The sequence below is a fragment of the Pseudomonas lundensis genome (assembly GCF_002269125.1).
GTDB lineage: Bacteria > Pseudomonadota > Gammaproteobacteria > Pseudomonadales > Pseudomonadaceae > Aquipseudomonas > Aquipseudomonas lundensis_A.
The window spans coordinates 31364-48344 of sequence record NZ_NQKI01000034.1 but is presented as its reverse complement, the minus strand read 5'-3'; the positions used below and the strand labels follow the sequence as shown (position 1 = coordinate 48344).

17 protein-coding genes and 1 pseudogene are annotated in these 16981 nt (G+C 57.4%); 2 read left to right on the top strand and 16 right to left on the bottom strand.

Annotated features, from left to right (window positions below):
• A pseudogene (locus CJF39_RS18265) lies at window positions 1-110 on the bottom strand (electron transfer flavoprotein subunit beta/FixA family protein); the annotation flags it as partial.
• 558 nt (window positions 111-668) lie between these two features.
• Here CJF39_RS18265 and CJF39_RS18260 point away from each other — a divergent pair.
• Window positions 669-2333, top strand: coding sequence for an electron transfer flavoprotein-ubiquinone oxidoreductase (locus tag CJF39_RS18260; RefSeq protein ID WP_094994700.1), 1665 nt, complete (start codon window positions 669-671; stop codon window positions 2331-2333).
• 131 nt (window positions 2334-2464) lie between these two features.
• Here CJF39_RS18260 and CJF39_RS18255 read toward each other — a convergent pair whose 3' ends face one another.
• On the bottom strand, window positions 2465-3361 hold the full coding sequence (locus CJF39_RS18255; protein WP_094994699.1) for an AraC family transcriptional regulator: 897 nt from the start codon (window positions 3359-3361) through the stop codon (window positions 2465-2467).
• Window positions 3362-3542: 181 nt separating this feature from the next.
• On the opposite strand from CJF39_RS18255, the gene CJF39_RS18250 reads away from it, so the two are divergent.
• Window positions 3543-4607: an NAD(P)-dependent alcohol dehydrogenase gene (locus CJF39_RS18250; RefSeq protein ID WP_094994698.1), complete on the top strand. Its 1065-nt coding sequence runs from the start codon at window positions 3543-3545 to the stop codon at window positions 4605-4607.
• A 4-nt stretch (window positions 4608-4611) separates the two neighbouring features.
• Here CJF39_RS18250 and CJF39_RS18245 read toward each other — a convergent pair whose 3' ends face one another.
• The 14 genes from CJF39_RS18245 to plsX form a co-directional block, all read right to left on the bottom strand.
• The gene (locus CJF39_RS18245) at window positions 4612-5181 is read right to left on the bottom strand and encodes a DUF1285 domain-containing protein (RefSeq protein ID WP_094994697.1); all 570 of its coding nucleotides are present in this window, start codon (window positions 5179-5181) and stop codon (window positions 4612-4614) included.
• 15 nt (window positions 5182-5196) lie between these two features.
• Window positions 5197-5802 carry a DUF4823 domain-containing protein gene (locus CJF39_RS18240; RefSeq protein WP_094994696.1) on the bottom strand — a complete coding sequence of 202 codons (606 nt, stop codon included), beginning with the start codon at window positions 5800-5802 and terminating at the stop codon, window positions 5197-5199.
• Window positions 5803-5904: 102 nt separating this feature from the next.
• On the bottom strand, window positions 5905-6873 hold the full coding sequence (locus CJF39_RS18235) for a GTP 3',8-cyclase MoaA (RefSeq protein WP_094994695.1): 969 nt from the start codon (window positions 6871-6873) through the stop codon (window positions 5905-5907).
• Between the two features lie 123 nt (window positions 6874-6996).
• Window positions 6997-7638, bottom strand: a complete 642-nt coding sequence (locus CJF39_RS18230) for a TetR/AcrR family transcriptional regulator (protein WP_094994694.1) — start codon at window positions 7636-7638, stop codon at window positions 6997-6999.
• Window positions 7639-7979: 341 nt separating this feature from the next.
• Complete coding sequence (locus CJF39_RS18225; protein WP_094994693.1) at window positions 7980-8765, bottom strand: TatD family hydrolase; 786 nt, start codon at window positions 8763-8765, stop codon at window positions 7980-7982.
• A 30-nt stretch (window positions 8766-8795) separates the two neighbouring features.
• Window positions 8796-9782 (bottom strand): DNA polymerase III subunit delta', encoded by a 987-nt coding sequence (locus CJF39_RS18220; protein ID WP_094994692.1) that lies wholly within the window; start codon window positions 9780-9782, stop codon window positions 8796-8798.
• Window positions 9775-10407, bottom strand: coding sequence for a dTMP kinase (gene tmk, locus CJF39_RS18215; RefSeq protein WP_094994691.1), 633 nt, complete (start codon window positions 10405-10407; stop codon window positions 9775-9777). The genes CJF39_RS18220 and tmk overlap by 8 nt, the downstream gene beginning before the upstream one ends.
• Window positions 10408-10429: 22 nt before the next feature.
• On the bottom strand, window positions 10430-11539 hold the full coding sequence (gene mltG / locus CJF39_RS18210; RefSeq protein WP_094994690.1) for an endolytic transglycosylase MltG: 1110 nt from the start codon (window positions 11537-11539) through the stop codon (window positions 10430-10432).
• Window positions 11540-11542: 3 nt separating this feature from the next.
• Window positions 11543-12361: an aminodeoxychorismate lyase gene (gene pabC / locus CJF39_RS18205; protein WP_094994689.1), complete on the bottom strand. Its 819-nt coding sequence runs from the start codon at window positions 12359-12361 to the stop codon at window positions 11543-11545.
• Complete coding sequence (gene fabF / locus CJF39_RS18200; protein WP_094994688.1) at window positions 12361-13605, bottom strand: beta-ketoacyl-ACP synthase II; 1245 nt, start codon at window positions 13603-13605, stop codon at window positions 12361-12363. Before fabF ends, pabC begins: the two co-directional genes overlap by 1 nt.
• Window positions 13606-13716: 111 nt before the next feature.
• Entirely contained in the window at window positions 13717-13953 is a 237-nt protein-coding gene (gene acpP / locus CJF39_RS18195; protein ID WP_016973676.1) for an acyl carrier protein, read from the bottom strand.
• A gap of 190 nt (window positions 13954-14143) precedes the next feature.
• Entirely contained in the window at window positions 14144-14887 is a 744-nt protein-coding gene (gene fabG / locus CJF39_RS18190) for a 3-oxoacyl-ACP reductase FabG (RefSeq protein ID WP_094994687.1), read from the bottom strand.
• 16 nt (window positions 14888-14903) lie between these two features.
• Complete coding sequence (fabD, locus tag CJF39_RS18185) at window positions 14904-15842, bottom strand: ACP S-malonyltransferase (RefSeq protein ID WP_094994686.1); 939 nt, start codon at window positions 15840-15842, stop codon at window positions 14904-14906.
• A 126-nt stretch (window positions 15843-15968) separates the two neighbouring features.
• Window positions 15969-16979, bottom strand: coding sequence for a phosphate acyltransferase PlsX (gene plsX / locus CJF39_RS18180; RefSeq protein WP_094994685.1), 1011 nt, complete (start codon window positions 16977-16979; stop codon window positions 15969-15971).
• Window positions 16980-16981: the final 2 nt, after the last annotated feature.

Below are 16981 nucleotides of genomic sequence, written 5' to 3'. Positions count from 1 at the left end.
GGGTTCATCGACATCTTGACGTTGGCGAGGTCAACGCCGGAGTTGTCCGCTTTGACGCGAACTTTAACGTTGTAATCGACCACTCGTTTGACAGCTACAAGAACCTTCATGGATTCCTCGTTACTCTCCGGTGAAAAGAAAGTCGCCTAGGCGAACCTGGCGGTTGATGCTCATCAGCACAAGGGCACCTCCAAAGATCGTTGCCTTGCCCTGCTTATATAAAGAAGGACGCGTGCCCAAAACTTCCCTTTGCGACCGCTTATCGGATGTGACTGGCAAGTCATTCATCGCAATGACGTGTAAACTTCGCTCAAAAAATGGCAGGCCCCATCAGGCTAATGCCTGTGCCCTGTCTTTAGAGGTGCTCTTGAAACCAACAATCAGCCTACGGCGAGCGCAAAACCGCCCGTATCTTGACCGGAACGCCTTTTGCGGTCAATACAGCAAATCGGCCACTTTAGAGCCGCGCGTCATTGATTTGTCTGGGTTGCAGGGATTTCAAACAAACGTTTGTATTGGACCCCGCGGGTGGTGTAGATATAATGCCGCCCCTTAGAGAGAGCGGTGCGTCATCCATTGCGTCTTCAGCGAGCGCCGAGGAAATAATGGATGAAACGCCAAACCTCCAATTAGAAAAATACCGTTGAGCCTTGAGTAGGAGATAGCCTGTGGAACGCGAATACATGGAATTCGACGTGGTCATCGTCGGCGCCGGCCCTGCCGGTTTGTCCGCCGCCTGCCGTTTGAAGCAGAAGGCCGCCGAAGCCGGTAACGAAATCAGCGTCTGCGTGGTTGAAAAAGGCTCTGAAGTCGGTGCACACATCCTGTCTGGCGCCGTGTTTGAACCCCGCGCCCTGAACGAATTGTTCCCGGACTGGAAAGAACTGGGCGCTCCACTCAATACACCGGTCACCCGCGACGATATTTATGTACTGCGCAGTGATACCACCTCGACCAAGGTGCCGGACTTCTTTGTGCCCAAGACCATGCACAACGAAGGCAACTACATCATCTCGCTGGGCAACCTGTGCCGCTGGCTGGCGCAACAGGCCGAGAACCTGGGCGTGGAAATCTATCCCGGCTTTGCCGCACAAGACGTCCTGCTTGATGAAAACAACGTGGTCCGCGGGATCATCACTGGCGACTTGGGTGTTGACCGAGAAGGCAACCCAAAAGAAGGCCTGTACACCCCGGGCATGGAACTGCGCGGCAAGTACACGCTGTTCGCAGAAGGCTGCCGCGGTCACCTTGGTAAACAACTGATCGAACGCTTCAAGCTGGACGCCGACGCAGACAGTCAGCACTACGGTATCGGCCTGAAAGAAATCTGGGAAATCGACCCGTCCAAACATCAGCCCGGCCTTGTGGTTCACACCGCGGGCTGGCCTCTGGACGTTATGAGCAGCGAGAACACCGGCGGCTCTTTCCTGTATCACCTGGAAAACAACCAGGTCGTGGTCGGCCTGATTGTTGACCTGTCCTACAGCAACACCTTCCTTTCGCCGTTCGATGAGTTCCAGCGCCTCAAGCATCACCCGGTGCTCAAGCAGTACCTTGAAGGCGGCAAGCGCATCAGTTACGGCGCCCGAGCCATTTGCAAGGGCGGCTTGAACTCGCTGCCTAAAATGGTCTTCAACGGCGGCGCATTGATCGGTTGCGATTTGGGCACGCTGAACTTCTCCAAAATCAAGGGCAGCCACACGGCGATGAAGTCCGGCATGCTCGCCGCCGATGCAGTGGCTGATGCGCTGCTCGCCGGTTCCGAAGGCGGTGATGCGCTCAATACGTACGTTGAAGCCTTCAAAGGCAGTTGGCTGTTTGACGAGTTGTTCGCCAGCCGTAACTTCGGTCCGGCGCTGCACAAGTTCGGCCCTATCCTGGGCGGCGGTTTCAACTGGATGGATCAGAACCTCTTCGGCGGCAAACTGCCGTTCACGTTGCACGACAACAAGCCAGACTACGCGTGCCTGAAGCTGGCCAAAGACTGTAAGAAGATCGACTACCCGAAACCCGACGGCAAGCTCAGCTTCGACAAACTCAGTTCAGTGTTCCTCTCCAGCACCAACCATGAAGAAGAACAGCCTTGTCACCTCAAGCTGCGCGATCCGAACATCCCAATCAGCGTCAACCTGCCGCTGTACGATGAGCCGGCTCAACGCTACTGCCCGGCGGGCGTGTATGAAGTGATCACTCAGGAAAGCGGTGAGAAGCGCTTCCAGATCAACGCGCAAAACTGCGTTCATTGCAAAACGTGCGACATCAAAGACCCGTCGCAGAACATCACTTGGGTTACCCCAGAAGGGGCTGGCGGCCCGACTTACCCGAATATGTAAGCCTGAAGCGGCCACTTAGCCGCTGAAGAGACGACAAGATGTCACGAGCGGCCCCGCTATCGGGGCCACTCACGCAATCATCAACAGTCTTACGCTGCTTTTAGTGGCGACAGGCACGCAAGAACTGCTCGCTACAATCCTCCCGCCCCTTCATGCCCCGGACTGCGCTCGAAATAGCGTTTGTACTCGCGGCTGAACTGCGACGTACTTTGATAACCCACCCGCTCTGCCACTTGCGCAACGCCCAAGCCCTCATTCAACAGCAACTGCTGAGCCCGCAATAAGCGCAAGCGCTTGAGGTACTGCACGGGCGACAACAGCGTACTGCGCTTGAAATGCTCATGAAAAGTGGAGGCGCTCATGTTCGCGCAACGCGCCAGCGTCTCGACATTCAATGGCTCAGCGAAATGTTCGTGTAAATGACTGAGGGACGCTGCCACCCGTGCGAACTGGCCTTGCTGCTCGACCAGCGCGCGCAATACGCCTGCCTGCGGTCCTCGCAAGGCCGCAAAGAGCACTTCGCGCAACCGCGCCTTGCCCATGATCCGGCACTCCAAAGGGTCGTGCAGACAGCGCAGTAACCGCTCAACCGCTTGGCGCATTTCGTCATCTAGCACGGCTGAGGTCATGGACTCGGGCGTTTGAGCAATAGCGTTGCGATCAGGATCACGCCCCATTGCCAGCACCAACTCACCGAGCACGGCGCGGTCAATACTGATGGCCACACCCAGCAGGGGAACTTGCTCAGATGCAAAGGTCTCACACTCGAACGGGACGGATAACGCCTGCACCAGATAATGCCCTGCGCCATATTCCAGTGTCCGCTGTCCGAGATAGGCCAACTTACTGCCCTGAGCGATGACCATTAGGCTAGGCTCATAAATCTGCGGCATGCGCGCCACTGCCCGACAGGCAGAAACCACGCGCACTTCGGGCAACAATGTCGATACAAAACCGATTTGCGAGGCCAACGGCTGGATCAATGAAACCAGCGTGGCATTCTCGTCGCGGTGGCGAGTCAAAAACATGCAGACAACTTCACAAGAGGAATAGACAGGCGCATCTTCGCAGAATTGACGGTTAAAACCAGATCCACCCCGACACGCCGGAGGAATAGGCATAACAGGCGGAGGAATCGTCATAGTCCTGACAGGCAGGCGGGCGCAAAATCACCTCCTTGTTTACAGTCAACGTTTCGCGAGGTTCTCCATGTCCAACGTCACCTATAACGCCATCGGCTACGCCGCTAAAACCGCTTCCGCTCCTTTGACGCCGATGCAGTTCAACCGTCGCGCGCCGCGCCCGGACGACGTCGCCATCGAGGTCATGTACTGCGGCGTGTGCCACTCCGATATTCACCAAGTGCATAACGATTGGGGCTTTGCCGTTTACCCGGTAATGCCGGGCCACGAAATCGTCGGCAAAGTGACTGCAGTGGGCAGCGCCGTGACCAAGTACAACGTGGGCGATCTGGTTGGAGTGGGCTGCATGGTCGACTCGTGCCGCGAATGCTCCGCGTGCAAGGAAGACCTGGAGCAATATTGCCTCGAAGGTTTTACCCAAACGTACGGCTCGCCGGACCGCATCGATGGCACCACCACCATGGGCGGCTACTCGGACAGCATCGTGGTACGCGAAGATTTCGTGGTGCGCATCCCGGAAAACCTTGACCCGGCGAGCGCAGCACCGCTGCTGTGTGCCGGCATTACCACCTACTCGCCCCTGCAACACTACGGGGTTGAGCCGGGCGACAAGGTGGGTGTACTGGGCATGGGCGGCCTGGGCCATATGGGCATCAAGTTCGCCAAGGCCATGGGCGCTGAAGTGACCTTGTTCACCCGCTCCGCCGCCAAGGCCGAGGAAGCCCGTCGTCAGGGAGCCGATCACGTGATCGTGTCCACCGATGCCGAGCAAATGAAGGCCGCTGCTGGCAGCTTCGACTTCTTGCTGGACACCATTCCGGTGAAACACGACCTAAACCCCTACCTCGAAACCCTGCGTTTTGACGGGGTGCATATTCTGGTGGGCCTGATCGAACCGATTGAACCTGCTGTCAACGCCTTCAATCTGGTATTCAAACGCCGCGTGCTGGCCGGGTCGTTGATTGGTGGGATCGCTGAGACTCAGGAAATGCTCGACTTCAGCGCAGCCAACGGTATTACTTGCGACATCGAAATGCTCGACATCAAAAACATCAATCAGGCGTTTGAACGCGTGCAGAAAGGCGACGTGAAATACCGCTTTGTGATTGATATGAAAACGCTGAAAGCCTAAGCGTTTACGCACCCGGGTCCGGGGCGATGGGGAAAAACTCCCCATGGCTCCAGACGCCGAACCACAACTGACCGTCAATCGGTCGCGTTTGCGCCAGCTCTACCAACTGGTAGAACACATTGCGATGGATCAAGGCTTCCAGATTCCGGCGCACCCGTAGGTAGGGCGAGGGCTCCTGAGTGACAGGGTCGATCGCTACCCGCACCGGATGCTCAGGACCCGCCTCAATCAGATCATCCACATTAGTGATGAATCGCAGCACCTGCTGCTCTCCCTCCCCCTGCACATCCAGTGCAACTGCCACAAATGGCGCGTCATCGACCTTTATGCCGACTTTTTCCACCGGTGTGATCAGAAAATAATCATCACCATCGCGACGAATTATGGTCGAGAACAATTTGACCATTGGCTTACGACCGATCGGCGTTCCCATGTAATACCACGTGCCATCACGGGCGATGCGCATGTCGATATCACCACAAAACGCGGTGTCCCACAGATGAACCGGCGGCAATCCCTTGTCGGCTCTCGGGATTTGCGCCAACAGATTACTGACGTCAACCGGCTCGCTCATGGTGCTTCCCTCGCTCTATTGGTCGCTCAAGCCTATCAAGCTGCGGGCGTACTTAGCCAGCGGCGGGCCAATCAGGTCGGCTGGTTTGTTGTCATGGAACGTCAGCAAGCCGCCACGGCTGCGGATGGTCGCCGTATCGATCAGGTATTGGGTGCTGGTTTCAATCAACATCACTTGAATCACACCGCTATCGATGCCCAAACGACTGATCTCTTCCTGATCCAGCCACTCGTCACTGTTACCAATGCGGTCGTCGGCACGGGCAAACCGCGTGTACAACAAATAATGAGCGCCGTATCCCCGCGCTTCGGTCATTGCTTCATCCAGCCCGACCGGCGCCTTGGCGCGACGCACCATTGGGAAATATTCAACAAAACCGTTAAACGCCTCTTCCGCGACTACGTTGGGCCGAACATAAGGGTCGCCAATTGGCTTGAAGGGGCCCTGAGCGATGTAAATAAAGGAATCAGGCTGAATGCGCAGGGAATTGCTGCGGCGCGTGTTGCTATGGTCCAGCAGACCGGCATCACTCATTTGATCACGTGCGCCTTGACCCAGGTCGCTGACCTTCATGCATCCACCCAGCGCCAACAAAGCCAGCAAAACAAACAGACTACGCATCCTGATCTCCTGATGACCGGCGACAAAAAACCGGCGAGTAGTCGCGTAATGCAGTTTGCGCGCCAGTTTGTGCAGTCACTTGAGGTTTAGCGCGGCCCGGTTTTAGCCGCCGATGATTTTCATCACGGTGGCGCCACCCGAGAAGGCAATGTCCTGTTTGTCGCCCAGGGCTTTCATCAGCAACCCCTGCAATGCAGGCAACGCTTCGTGACGGGGCTTGTTGAGCAAGTCGCCGACATAATGGCGATTGCTTGACGATAAACAGCCATGCAGCCAGCCGGTAGAAGAGAGTCGCAAACGCGAGCAGGTTCGACAAAACGGCACGCTTTCGTTGGCAATCACACCAAAGTACCCGCAGCCCGGAATCTGGTAACGCACGGCAGTGGCATCCACCGGTGCATCGGCCTGCAAATATTCATGACGCTCGCCAATCAACGCGAGCAACTGTTGCAGGCTGACGAATTGTTGCAGGAACCCATTCCCGTCGCTGGCCAGATGCCCCATGCGCATGAGCTCGATAAAACGCAGCTCATAGCCGCGCTCCAGACAGTATTCGAGTAGCGGCATGACTTGATCGAGGTTCTGCCCACGCAAGGGCACCATGTTGACCTTGATTTTCATGCCTGCATCGCTGGCCTGTTGCAGACCGTCGAGCACCGTGGCCAAGTCACCGCCGCGAGCAATGCTGCGGAAGGTATCGGGGTCCAGCGTATCGAGAGATACATTGAGACGACGAATGCCCGCATCCACCAACAGGGGCAATTTGCGAGCAAGCAATTGGCCATTAGTGGTCAGGCTGATATCACTCAGGCCCAACTGCCCGACTTCACGCATAAAGGTTTCAAGTTTGGGGCTTACCAGTGGCTCCCCCCCTGTAATACGCAAACGCTCAATGCCCGCTGCTTCTATCAGGTAGGCAACCCCACGCGCCATGGCCTCGGCCGACAATTCATCCTGCGCTGCCACGAGCCGCTTGCCATTGGGGACGCAATACGTGCAGGCATAGTTGCAAGCTGACGTCAGACTGATGCGCAAGTTGCGAAATTGTCTGCCTTGGCGGTCAACAATCATGGATGACTCCGGCACGAGAGAAAGGGGGTGCGCCAAAACCTGACTCAAGTATCAGATTTTGGCAAGACCCAAGCCTGAGTATAGGCGGCACGACAGGGTGCCATGCAGGGCTAAGCAGCAGTGTTAGTCGACTGCCGGCGTGTCTGAATCGCGCTTGCGCTTGTTGCCCATGCGCACACCGATGTCCATCAGGAACTGGAAAAAACCTTCCTGGTCTTCCAGCACATTGCTCCAGAACGGCGAGTGGTACAGCGCCACGGCGCCATGCACCAACGCCCAGGCGGCGCAATAGTGGAAATAAGGCGGCACGTCTTCCAGCTTGCCTTCACTGATACGGCCCTTGATGAGCAGGGTCAGGCGTTCAAAATTCGACGCGCGAATCTTGTGTAACTCCTCCACCAGCTCAGGCACCTGATTGCCTTTGACCACCTTCTCTTCAAGGCGGTCAAACAACCGATAACGTTGAGGGTCACGCATGCGGAATTCAAAATAGGCGCGCGACAGCGCTTCCTTATCCTTGTCCACGTCAGCGGAATGCAACAACGCGTTCAAATCGCGCTCGTAATCGAGCATCAGGCGCAAGTAGATCTCAGCCTTGGATTTGAAGTGCTTGTAAATAGTGCCTTTGCCGATACCGACGGCATCCGCAATCATCTCGACGGTGACGCTGTCTTCACCCTGTTCGAGGAACAGCTTGAGCGCGGTATCGAGAATTTCTTGCTCACGGCGACGAAACTCACGGACCTTACGGGGTTCTTTGTGCATAAGAAAAGGTCTGTAGGGGTCAAAATCGAAGCCCGGTATTATGCCTAAGTCACGCTAAATTGCACGGATCATCCTGCAAATCGATCGGTGCCGGGAAATTCCGTTGCAGCCGATACGTACTCAACCGAATCACGGGTATTCCAAATCTGTTTAAAAAATGTACAGCCAAGACTGGACGCCTGACAATGCTGACCAATACTTAAGGGGTCGGCGGTACATCCCCCCAAGTGCTTCGCCGATAAAGGCCGCCACGGACTGTGTGCCTTTGTTTTACTCCTAATGGTCTTAACCCGGATTCCCCCAGAGCCCGGGTTTTTTTTGCCTTTATGAAGGTCGGGCGATCAGCGCTGGACCCGTGCCAACGGAAACAGACGCTGGAAGTTTTCTGTGGTCTGCTCTGCAAAGCGTTCGTATGACTCACCACGGAGCATGGCCAGGAACTCAGCCACTTCTCGCACGTATTGCGGAAGATTCGGCTTGCCGCGGTAAGGAATGGGGGCGAGGTACGGAGAGTCGGTCTCCACCAGCAAGCGGTCGGCAGGCACCTGACGGGCCACATCACGCAGCGCATCGGCATTGCGGAACGTCACGATGCCGGACAGCGAGATGTAAAACCCCAGGTCCAACGCAGCCTTGGCCATCTCCCAATCTTCGGTAAAGCAATGCAGCACACCCGCCTGTGGCAGTGCCGCTTCACGCAGCAGCGTCAATGTATCGGCGCCGGCGCCACGGGTATGAACCACCACGGGTTTGCCGGTCTGCTGCGCAGCCTCAAGGTGAACGCGAAATGACATCTGCTGCAATTCGGCCGCTTCAGGCTCGTAGTGATAATCCAGACCGGTTTCACCAATGGCCACTACACGCGGATGGTTCAACTCACCGAGCAACCAGTCCAGCGCCGGTGCAGCACCGGGCTGTACGTCCAGAGGGTGGACGCCCACCGAGCAATCTACATCGTCATAACGATCCGTCAGGGCTTTGACATCGGCCGCATTGTCGGCACTGACACCAATGCACAGAAAATGCCCCACACCTCGTTCCCGGGCCGCTTGCAGCGCGGCATCCAGCGAGCCGTCGTGGGCGCTTAAATCGAGACGGTCGAGATGGCAATGGGAGTCGACGAGCATAGCAATCACCTGCTTGGAATTTAAATCAGATCAGCGCTGGCCGGGCAGGCTTGCCCATTGCACCAGTAACGCTTCGAGCAACAGCACACGATTAAGGTTGGCTTTGCCCAGCACTTTCTGACGCTGGGCAAGAATCCAGTCCTGAATGTTCAACACGTTTGCCTGCGGGGTTTTCTGTGCCAGGTATTGCAGCACTTTGCGCATGTCTTCCAGGCCAAGGCCGGACTCATCCTGCGTCAACTGATAACGCAGAATCAGGCTCGACCAGTCGCAGAACCAGTCAAACAGCAACAGCAAGGGAATCGCATTCCAGCTCTCCGCCAACTGAGTGGCCGACTGCTGATGCTTGAGCAATTTTTTCACGCCATCAACCACAGACGCACGTTGCTCGCGCACGCCTTGTGCCTGCAACTTAACCGCCGCCAAGGGTGAACCGGCTGCCAAGGTCAGCAACTCCACGCGTTCCTGGACAGTGCAATCGGGCAAGGCCGTGGCCAGCCATTGCAGGCTGAGCGCCTCACTTGGCAGCGGGCAGGCTTGTTGCACACAACGACTGCGTATGGTGGGCAGCAAACGGCTGGACTGGTGGCTGACCAACAGCAACACCGTATCGCCCGAGGGCTCTTCCAGGCTTTTTAGCAAAGCATTGGCAGCATTGATGTTCATGGCCTCAACGGGCTCAACCAATACCACCTTGCGCCCCCCTAATTGGGCTGTCTGCACGACAAAACTCACGAGTTCCCGCACTTGATCGACCTTGATCGCCTTGTCGGCTTCTTCAGGCTCAAGAATGTAATTGTCAGGATGACTGCCCGCGGCCAGCAATAAACAGGATTTGCACGTGCCGCACGCTTCAAACCCATTTGGCTGCTTGCACAACAGACTGGCCATCAGGCGCTCGGCAAGGGCTCGCTTGCCGATGCCTGCGGGCCCGTGCAGCAAGTAAGCATGCGCGTGCTGGGCGCGCCCGGCCATTTGCTGCCACAAAGCGTCTTGCCACGGATAAGCCTCAGCCACGGTACATCCCTAGCAATTGTGGCAGCAGGCTATCCAATTGAGTCTGTACCTGCTCCAGGGTTTGAGCAGCGTCGATCAACCGATAACGCTGCGGCGCAGCCTCGGCGCGTTGCAGGTACGTGCTGCGAACGGCATCGAAGAAGGTACGGCCTTCCTGCTCAAAACGATCAAGTCGCCCCCGCGCACTGGCGCGGGCCATGCCCACTTCAATCGGCAAGTCGAACACCAGCGTCAAATCCGGACGCAGCCCCCCTTGCACAAAATCTTCGAGCACCGCGATGCGCCCGTGCGACAAACCACGACCGCCCCCCTGGTACGCATACGTTGCATCCGTAAACCGGTCGCACAGCACCACCGCACCGCGGGCCAGCGCCGGACGGATGACCTCGGCCAAATGCTGGGCTCGCGCAGCGAACACCAGCAGCAGCTCGGTATCGGCGCACATGGCATCTTCGCTCGGCGTCAGTAACAGCTCACGAATGCGCTCGGCCAACGGTGTACCGCCCGGTTCGCGGGTCAGCACTACATCAATGCCCTCCTCGCGCAAGCGTGCAGCCAGGTACTCACGGTTGGTGCTCTTGCCCGCACCTTCGGGGCCTTCCAGGGTAATAAACAAGCCAGTCACAGGCTGCGGTCCTTCATCAGTGTCATTGCTCGCCTTTCGGCTCGGTTTCAGCGGGTGCCGGCTCAACCGCAGGCTCGGTCTGGGGCGTCGCGTCCGCCGCTGGCGCGGGGCTCGAACGGTAATCAGCGCGGCGCTTGATCTGAAACTCGCGAACGGCATTGTTGTGCGCGTCCAGATCGTCCGAGAATGTATGGCTGCCATCGCCCTTGGCCACAAAATACAGGCTGCTGCCGCTGACCGGGTGCAAAGCCGCATGAATCGCCTCGCGCCCCACCATGGCAATCGGTGTCGGCGGAAGACCGGGGATGGTGTAGGTGTTGTAAGGCGTTGGCTCGCGCAGATGGGCACGGGTCAACTTGCCGTTATAACGCTCACCCAGGCCATAGATGACAGTAGGGTCTGTCTGCAAAGGCATACCGATTTTCATGCGACGCACAAATACCCCGGCAATTTGCCCACGCTCATGGGGCACACCGGTTTCTTTCTCGACCAGCGACGCCATGGTCAACGCCTGATAGGGATCGGTGTAAGGCACCCCTGGGTCGCGCTGCTCCCATTCTTCGGCCAACACTTTGTGCAGGCGGTCGTAGGCTTTTTCAAGGAGCTGCGCATCGCTCATGCCGCGCACAAAACGATAGGTGTCAGGAAAGAAACGTCCTTCCGGGAATTCACCCGGATGCCCGAGTTTATCCATCACTTCACTGTCGCTCAGGCCATCAAGCGTCTGCTCGATTTTTTCATGCCGGGCCAATGCACTGCGCACCTGGCGGAAATTCCAGCCTTCCACCAGCGTCAAGCTGTATTGCACCACTTCGCCACGCTGCCACAGGCCAATAAGGTCGTGCGCCGTCATGCCGGGCGTCATCCGGTACTCGCCGCTGTGCAACGGCTGCCCCGCGAGGTTGAAACGCCAATAGAGGCGCAGCCAGAATGCGTCGCTAAGTGTGTCGTCTGCCTCAAGGCGATTGAAAGTCCCGGTCGGGGTTGCGCCAGCGGGCACATCAAGCAGTTGCTCTTGGGTCAGGTTCAGCGGTTGTTCAAGCGCAGCGTTGAGTTTCCAGGCACCAGCGCCCAGCACAAGGCCCGCCAGCACCAGACCTGTCTCCAGCAGCAGCAAGAATTTACGTTTCACGAATCAAACATCCAATAGGGTGCGGGCAATGCCTTGCAGTTTACGGGTGAGCGGCCCCACCGGCCAGCTCAGGTCTGCAAATGCGCGCACAGGCCAAACGCCATACACGCTGTTGCAGACAAACAATTCATCAGCCTGTTGCAACTGCTCAAGGCTGATATCGGTGACATGACACGGGATAGCCAGACGCTCGGCCTCAGCCAATAACGCCGCCCGCATAACGCCGGCCACACCACTGCGTTGCAGGTCCGGCGTGAGCAATATGCCGTCCCGTACCAGAAAAATATTACTGAAAACGCCTTCTATGACCCGACCTGATGTATCACGCATCAAACCTTCGGCGTAGGCAGGATCTTGCCATTCGGAGCGAGCAATCACTTGCTCCAGTCGGCAGAGGTGCTTGAGCCCCGCCAGCAGCGGCTGTTCGGACAACCGCGTGGCACAGTCATAGAGAGCAACCCCATCGCGGGCGTTAGCCAGCGGATAGGCAGCAGAGGGACTAGCTTGCAGAATTCTTCGAGGCTGCGCCTCGGCAAATGCGCCATAACCGCGCGGGCCATCGCCGCGGGTCAGGATCAGTTTGAGTACGCCCTCACCCATCTGGTGCGCGTAAGCCAGCAGCTCACTGCGGATCAAAGCGTGATCCGCAGTGATCGCCAACCGGGAACACCCCAGCGCCAGACGCTGCATGTGCAGCTCCAGCAACCGGGGACTGCCAGCCTTGACGGCAATGGTTTCGAACAAACCATCACCGTAGGCCAGCCCACGGTCCTGGAGCGACGGCAGACCGTCAGCTGGCAGACCGTCGACCCAGCTGTGCATCACTCGGCGTACCGGCGGAACACCAGTGAGCCGTTGGTGCCGCCAAAACCGAAGGAGTTGGAAAGCACGACATCAATCGGCATTTCGCGCGGCGTGTGCGGCACAAAATCCAGATCGCAACCTTCATCAGGCTCGTCGAGGTTGATGGTCGGCGGCGCGATCTGGCTGTTGATGGCCAGCACGCTGAAAATTGCCTCCACGGCCCCTGCTGCACCGAGCAAGTGACCAGTCATCGACTTGGTCGAGCTGACAGCCAACTGGTAGGCGTAATCACCGAACACCGACTTGATCGCCGAGACTTCTGCCAGGTCACCAGCAGGCGTCGACGTGCCGTGTGCATTGATGTATTGCACTTGATCAACGTTCAGCTTCGCATCACGCAAGGCATTGGTGATGCAGCGTGCCGCGCCCGCGCCATCTGCCGGTGGCGAGGTCATGTGATAAGCGTCGCCGCTCATCCCGAAACCGATCAGCTCGGCATAAATGGTCGCGCCCCGGGCCTTTGCATGCTCAAGCTCCTCAAGCACCAATGCACCGGCGCCGTCGGACAGCACGAAGCCGTCACGGCCCTTGTCCCACGGACGGCTGGCGCGTGTCGGGTCGTCGTTGCGCGTCGACAGCGCACGGGACGCGCCGAAGCCGCCCATACCCAGACCGCACGCCGCCATTTCGGCACCGCCGGCAATCATTACATCGGCTTCGCCGTAAGCAATGTTGCGCGCCGCCATGCCGATGCAGTGCGTACCTGTGGTACACGCCGTCGAGATGGCATAGTTAGGCCCCTGTGTGCCCAAGTGGATAGACAGGAAACCGGAAATCATATTGATGATCGAACCCGGCACAAAAAACGGAGAAATCCGTCGTGGGCCTTGTTCATGCAAGGTACGGCTGGTTTCTTCGATATTGGTCAAACCGCCAATACCTGACCCCATCGCCACACCGATGCGTTCACGATTGGCGTCAGTGACTTCAAGGCCGGCATTACGCACTGCCTGGAAACCAGCGGCCAAACCGTATTGAATAAACAGGTCAAGTTTTCGGGCTTCTTTAACGGAGAGGTAATCCTCGACGTTAAAGCCCTGTACCGAGCCGCCAAAACGGGTGGAATAGGCAGAAAGATCCGTGTGTTCGATCAGACCAATGCCACTGCGGCCTGCCAGAATGCCTTGCCAGGTGCTCGGAACATCCGCACCCAGTGGCGACAACATCCCCATACCGGTGACTACGACGCGTCTACGCGACACAGCACTCTCCTTTATTCTATTGACGACACTTTGCATCACGCCTAAAGAAAAAACCGCACGCCTGAGCGGCAGTGCGGTTTTTCCATGACAGCGTGCAACGATTACAAACTATTACGCCTGGTGGGCAGTAACGTAATCGATAGCAGCTTGTACAGTAGTGATCTTCTCAGCTTCTTCGTCAGGAATTTCGGTCTCGAATTCCTCTTCCAGAGCCATCACAAGCTCAACGGTGTCAAGGGAGTCGGCACCCAGGTCTTCAACGAAGGAAGCGCTGTTGGTCACTTCTTCTTCTTTAACGCCCAGTTGCTCGGCAACGATTTTCTTGACGCGTTCTTCGATGGTGCTCATACCTTGTTTTCACTCCTAATGGACAAATTCAGGCAGCTGGCCAGTGGGCAAGTGTATCTAAAGGCTTTTCAATTTTTCAACTGAAAGCTTTGCACGTGCCCCGCGATGACCGGCTACCTATAAAAAGATGCAGCTTTATAACGGATTTTAGACAGCTCGTATGACATTTTTTTGAAGCAATCCGTCACATTTAACTCATGTACATCCCGCCGTTGACCGGGATTGTAGCCCCAGTCACGTAAGCTGCGCCGTCCGAAGCCAGGAAAGAAACCACATTCGCGATCTCTTGAGCCTGCCCCAGGCGACCCAGTGGAATCTGTGTCAGCAACGCTTCACGCTGTGCTTCAGGCAATTCGCGCGTCATGTCGGTATCGATAAAGCCAGGCGCTACCGAGTTGACCGTGATGGAGCGCGAGCCCACTTCACGCGCCAGAGCACGACTGAAACCTTCGAGGCCGGCCTTGGCGGCGGCATAGTTTACTTGGCCTGCGTTGCCCATGGCACCCACAACCGAGCCAATGTTGATAATTCGACCCCAACGGGCTTTGGTCATGCCGCGCAAAACACCCTTGGACAGGCGGAACAGACTGTTCAAGTTGGTATCGACAACGTCATGCCACTCGTCGTCTTTCATGCGCATCATCAGGTTATCGCGGGTGATGCCGGCATTATTGACCAGAATTGCCGGCGCACCGAATTGCTCCTGGATGCTGGCCAATACCGCTGCCACCGATTCGTCATTGGTGACGTTCAGTTCCATGCCAGTGCCTTGAACACCGTTTTCTTTCAGCGTAGCGGCAATGCGCTCAGCGCCAGAGGCCGAGGTCGCGGTGCCGATAACGACGGCGCCCTGACGCCCCAACTCCAGTGCGATCGCCTGGCCAATGCCACGGCTAGCGCCTGTTACCAGTGCAACTTTACCTTGCAAGCTCATGCAGGATTCTCCTGATTCAGACCAGTGCCGCACGCGCAGCGGCGAAGGCATCCGGGGTATTCAAATTGTGGATGGTGACGCCTTCAGCGCAACGCTTGCTGATGCCCGCCAGCACTTTGCCCGGGCCGCATTCGACCAGATCAACCGGGCCATTGGCCGCCAGACATTGAACCGACTCAACCCAGCGCACAGGCTTGTAGAGCTGCTCGAGCAAATCGCGCTTGATGACATTCAGATCATTTGTCACGGCCGCGCTGACGTTTTGCACCAAAGAGATCTTTGGATCGTTCCAGCGGATGGCTTCGATGGCTTCAGCAAAACGCTCTGCCGCAGGGCGCATCAGCTCGCAGTGGGACGGCACGCTGACCGGCAACGGCAGCGCACGCTTGGCGCCAGCCGCCTTGCACAGTTCCATGGCGCGCTCAACAGCCGCCTTGGTGCCCGCGATCACGACTTGACCCGGCGAGTTGAAGTTAACAGCACTGACCACGTCACCTTGCGCGGCGTCAGCACATGCCTGGATGACCACAGCATCGTCCAGGCCAAGAATCGCCGCCATGGCGCCTTGACCGGCAGGAACAGCTTCCTGCATCAGACGGCCACGGCACGCCACCAGTTTGACCGCCTCAGCCAGAGTCAGGCATTCAGCGGCTACAAGTGCGCTGTATTCACCCAAGCTATGGCCCGCGACAAAATCAGGACGCTTGCCCCCTTCGGCCAGCCACAGGCGCCACAAGGCAATCGAGGCCGTCAGAATGGCAGGCTGCGTAATATCAGTTTGATTCAGCTTCTCGGCAGGGCCTTCCTGGGTCAACGCCCACAGGTCGTAACCCAGCGATTTGGAGGCTTCCGTAAAGGTTTCCAGGACCAGCGGGCGTGCCGCGCCCAGCTCGGCCAACATGCCGAGGGACTGCGAACCCTGCCCTGGAAAGACGAATGCGAGGGATGTAGACATGTAACAAGCCCCTAATAATCTGGTCGTCGGTGAATTGACGTTCCGCCATTGCGGACGCAAGAAACTGACAGTTGGATGGCTGTTTGGACCGAGCGGTCACATTTAAGCACTCGACCTTCAAAACGCCTACGGTAACAACCCTTCAAGACGTCCATGCAAACGCTTTGGCAGGTCTTCATGGATTTCAATCAGCGCACGCTCTATCGCGCTTTGAAAGCCCTGAGCACCTGCCGAACCGTGACTTTTAATGACTATGCCCTGCAACCCCAAAAAACTCGCGCCATTGTGTCGCGCAGGCGCAAGATCAGCCTGCAGGCGACGCAGCAACGGCAACGCCAGCACCCCGACAAAACGACCCGCGACTGTGCGTTTAAACAACGCTTCAATGCGGCCCGCGATCATGGTGGCCAGACCTTCGCTGGACTTGAGCAGAATATTTCCGACAAATCCGTCGCACACCACGACGTCCGCTTCCCCCCGATACAGGCCGTCACCTTCGACGAAACCGATGTAGTTCAATCCCGGCGCAGACTGAAGCAAGGTCGCCGCCTCTTTGACTTGCTGATTACCTTTGATGTCCTCAGTACCAATATTGAGCAGCGCTACGCGTGGGCGTAACGTGCCAAGCGCCTGAGCCGCCACCGACCCCATCACGGCAAACTGAAACAACTGCTGCGCAGTGCAGTCGACATTGGCCCCGAGGTCCAGCAACTGACAATAGCCTGCTTGTGTGGGTACTGCTGCCACCATTGCCGGACGATCAATACCCGGGAGTGTTTTGAGAACAAACCGCGAAAGGGCCATCAATGCCCCCGTATTGCCCGAACTCACACACGCCTGCACTTTGCCATCGCGCAACAATTCCAGCGCCACGCGCATGGAAGAGTCCGGCTTGCCACGCAAGGCATGGGAAGGCCGCTCACTCATGGAAATGACTTCGCAGGCAGGTGTAATGGTCAGGCGCGAGCGATCAACAGTCGAATGGCTGGCAATCAATTCTTCAAGTACGGAGGGTTGACCAACAAGGGTCAGGTGAAGCGAGGGCGTAGCAGATAGGCAAGCGATACATGCCTGAACAATGCTGCGGGGACCGAAGTCCCCGCCCATTGCGTCGATCGCGATGACCTGAACGGACAAGT

Coding starts and splice junctions, on each gene's coding strand:
- CJF39_RS18250 (WP_094994698.1), top strand. CDS start 3,543: ATGTCCAACGTCACCTATAACGCCATCGGCTACGCCGCTAAAACCGCT.
- CJF39_RS18235 (WP_094994695.1), bottom strand. CDS start 6,873: ATGATTGTTGACCGCCAAGGCAGACAATTTCGCAACTTGCGCATCAGT.
- fabD (WP_094994686.1), bottom strand. CDS start 15,842: ATGTCTACATCCCTCGCATTCGTCTTTCCAGGGCAGGGTTCGCAGTCC.
- acpP (WP_016973676.1), bottom strand. CDS start 13,953: ATGAGCACCATCGAAGAACGCGTCAAGAAAATCGTTGCCGAGCAACTG.
- CJF39_RS18240 (WP_094994696.1), bottom strand. CDS start 5,802: ATGCGTAGTCTGTTTGTTTTGCTGGCTTTGTTGGCGCTGGGTGGATGC.
- CJF39_RS18245 (WP_094994697.1), bottom strand. CDS start 5,181: ATGAGCGAGCCGGTTGACGTCAGTAATCTGTTGGCGCAAATCCCGAGA.
- fabG (WP_094994687.1), bottom strand. CDS start 14,887: ATGAGCTTGCAAGGTAAAGTTGCACTGGTAACAGGCGCTAGCCGTGGC.
- CJF39_RS18230 (WP_094994694.1), bottom strand. CDS start 7,638: ATGCACAAAGAACCCCGTAAGGTCCGTGAGTTTCGTCGCCGTGAGCAA.
- pabC (WP_094994689.1), bottom strand. CDS start 12,361: ATGCACAGCTGGGTCGACGGTCTGCCAGCTGACGGTCTGCCGTCGCTC.
- CJF39_RS18255 (WP_094994699.1), bottom strand. CDS start 3,361: ATGTTTTTGACTCGCCACCGCGACGAGAATGCCACGCTGGTTTCATTG.
- CJF39_RS18225 (WP_094994693.1), bottom strand. CDS start 8,765: ATGCTCGTCGACTCCCATTGCCATCTCGACCGTCTCGATTTAAGCGCC.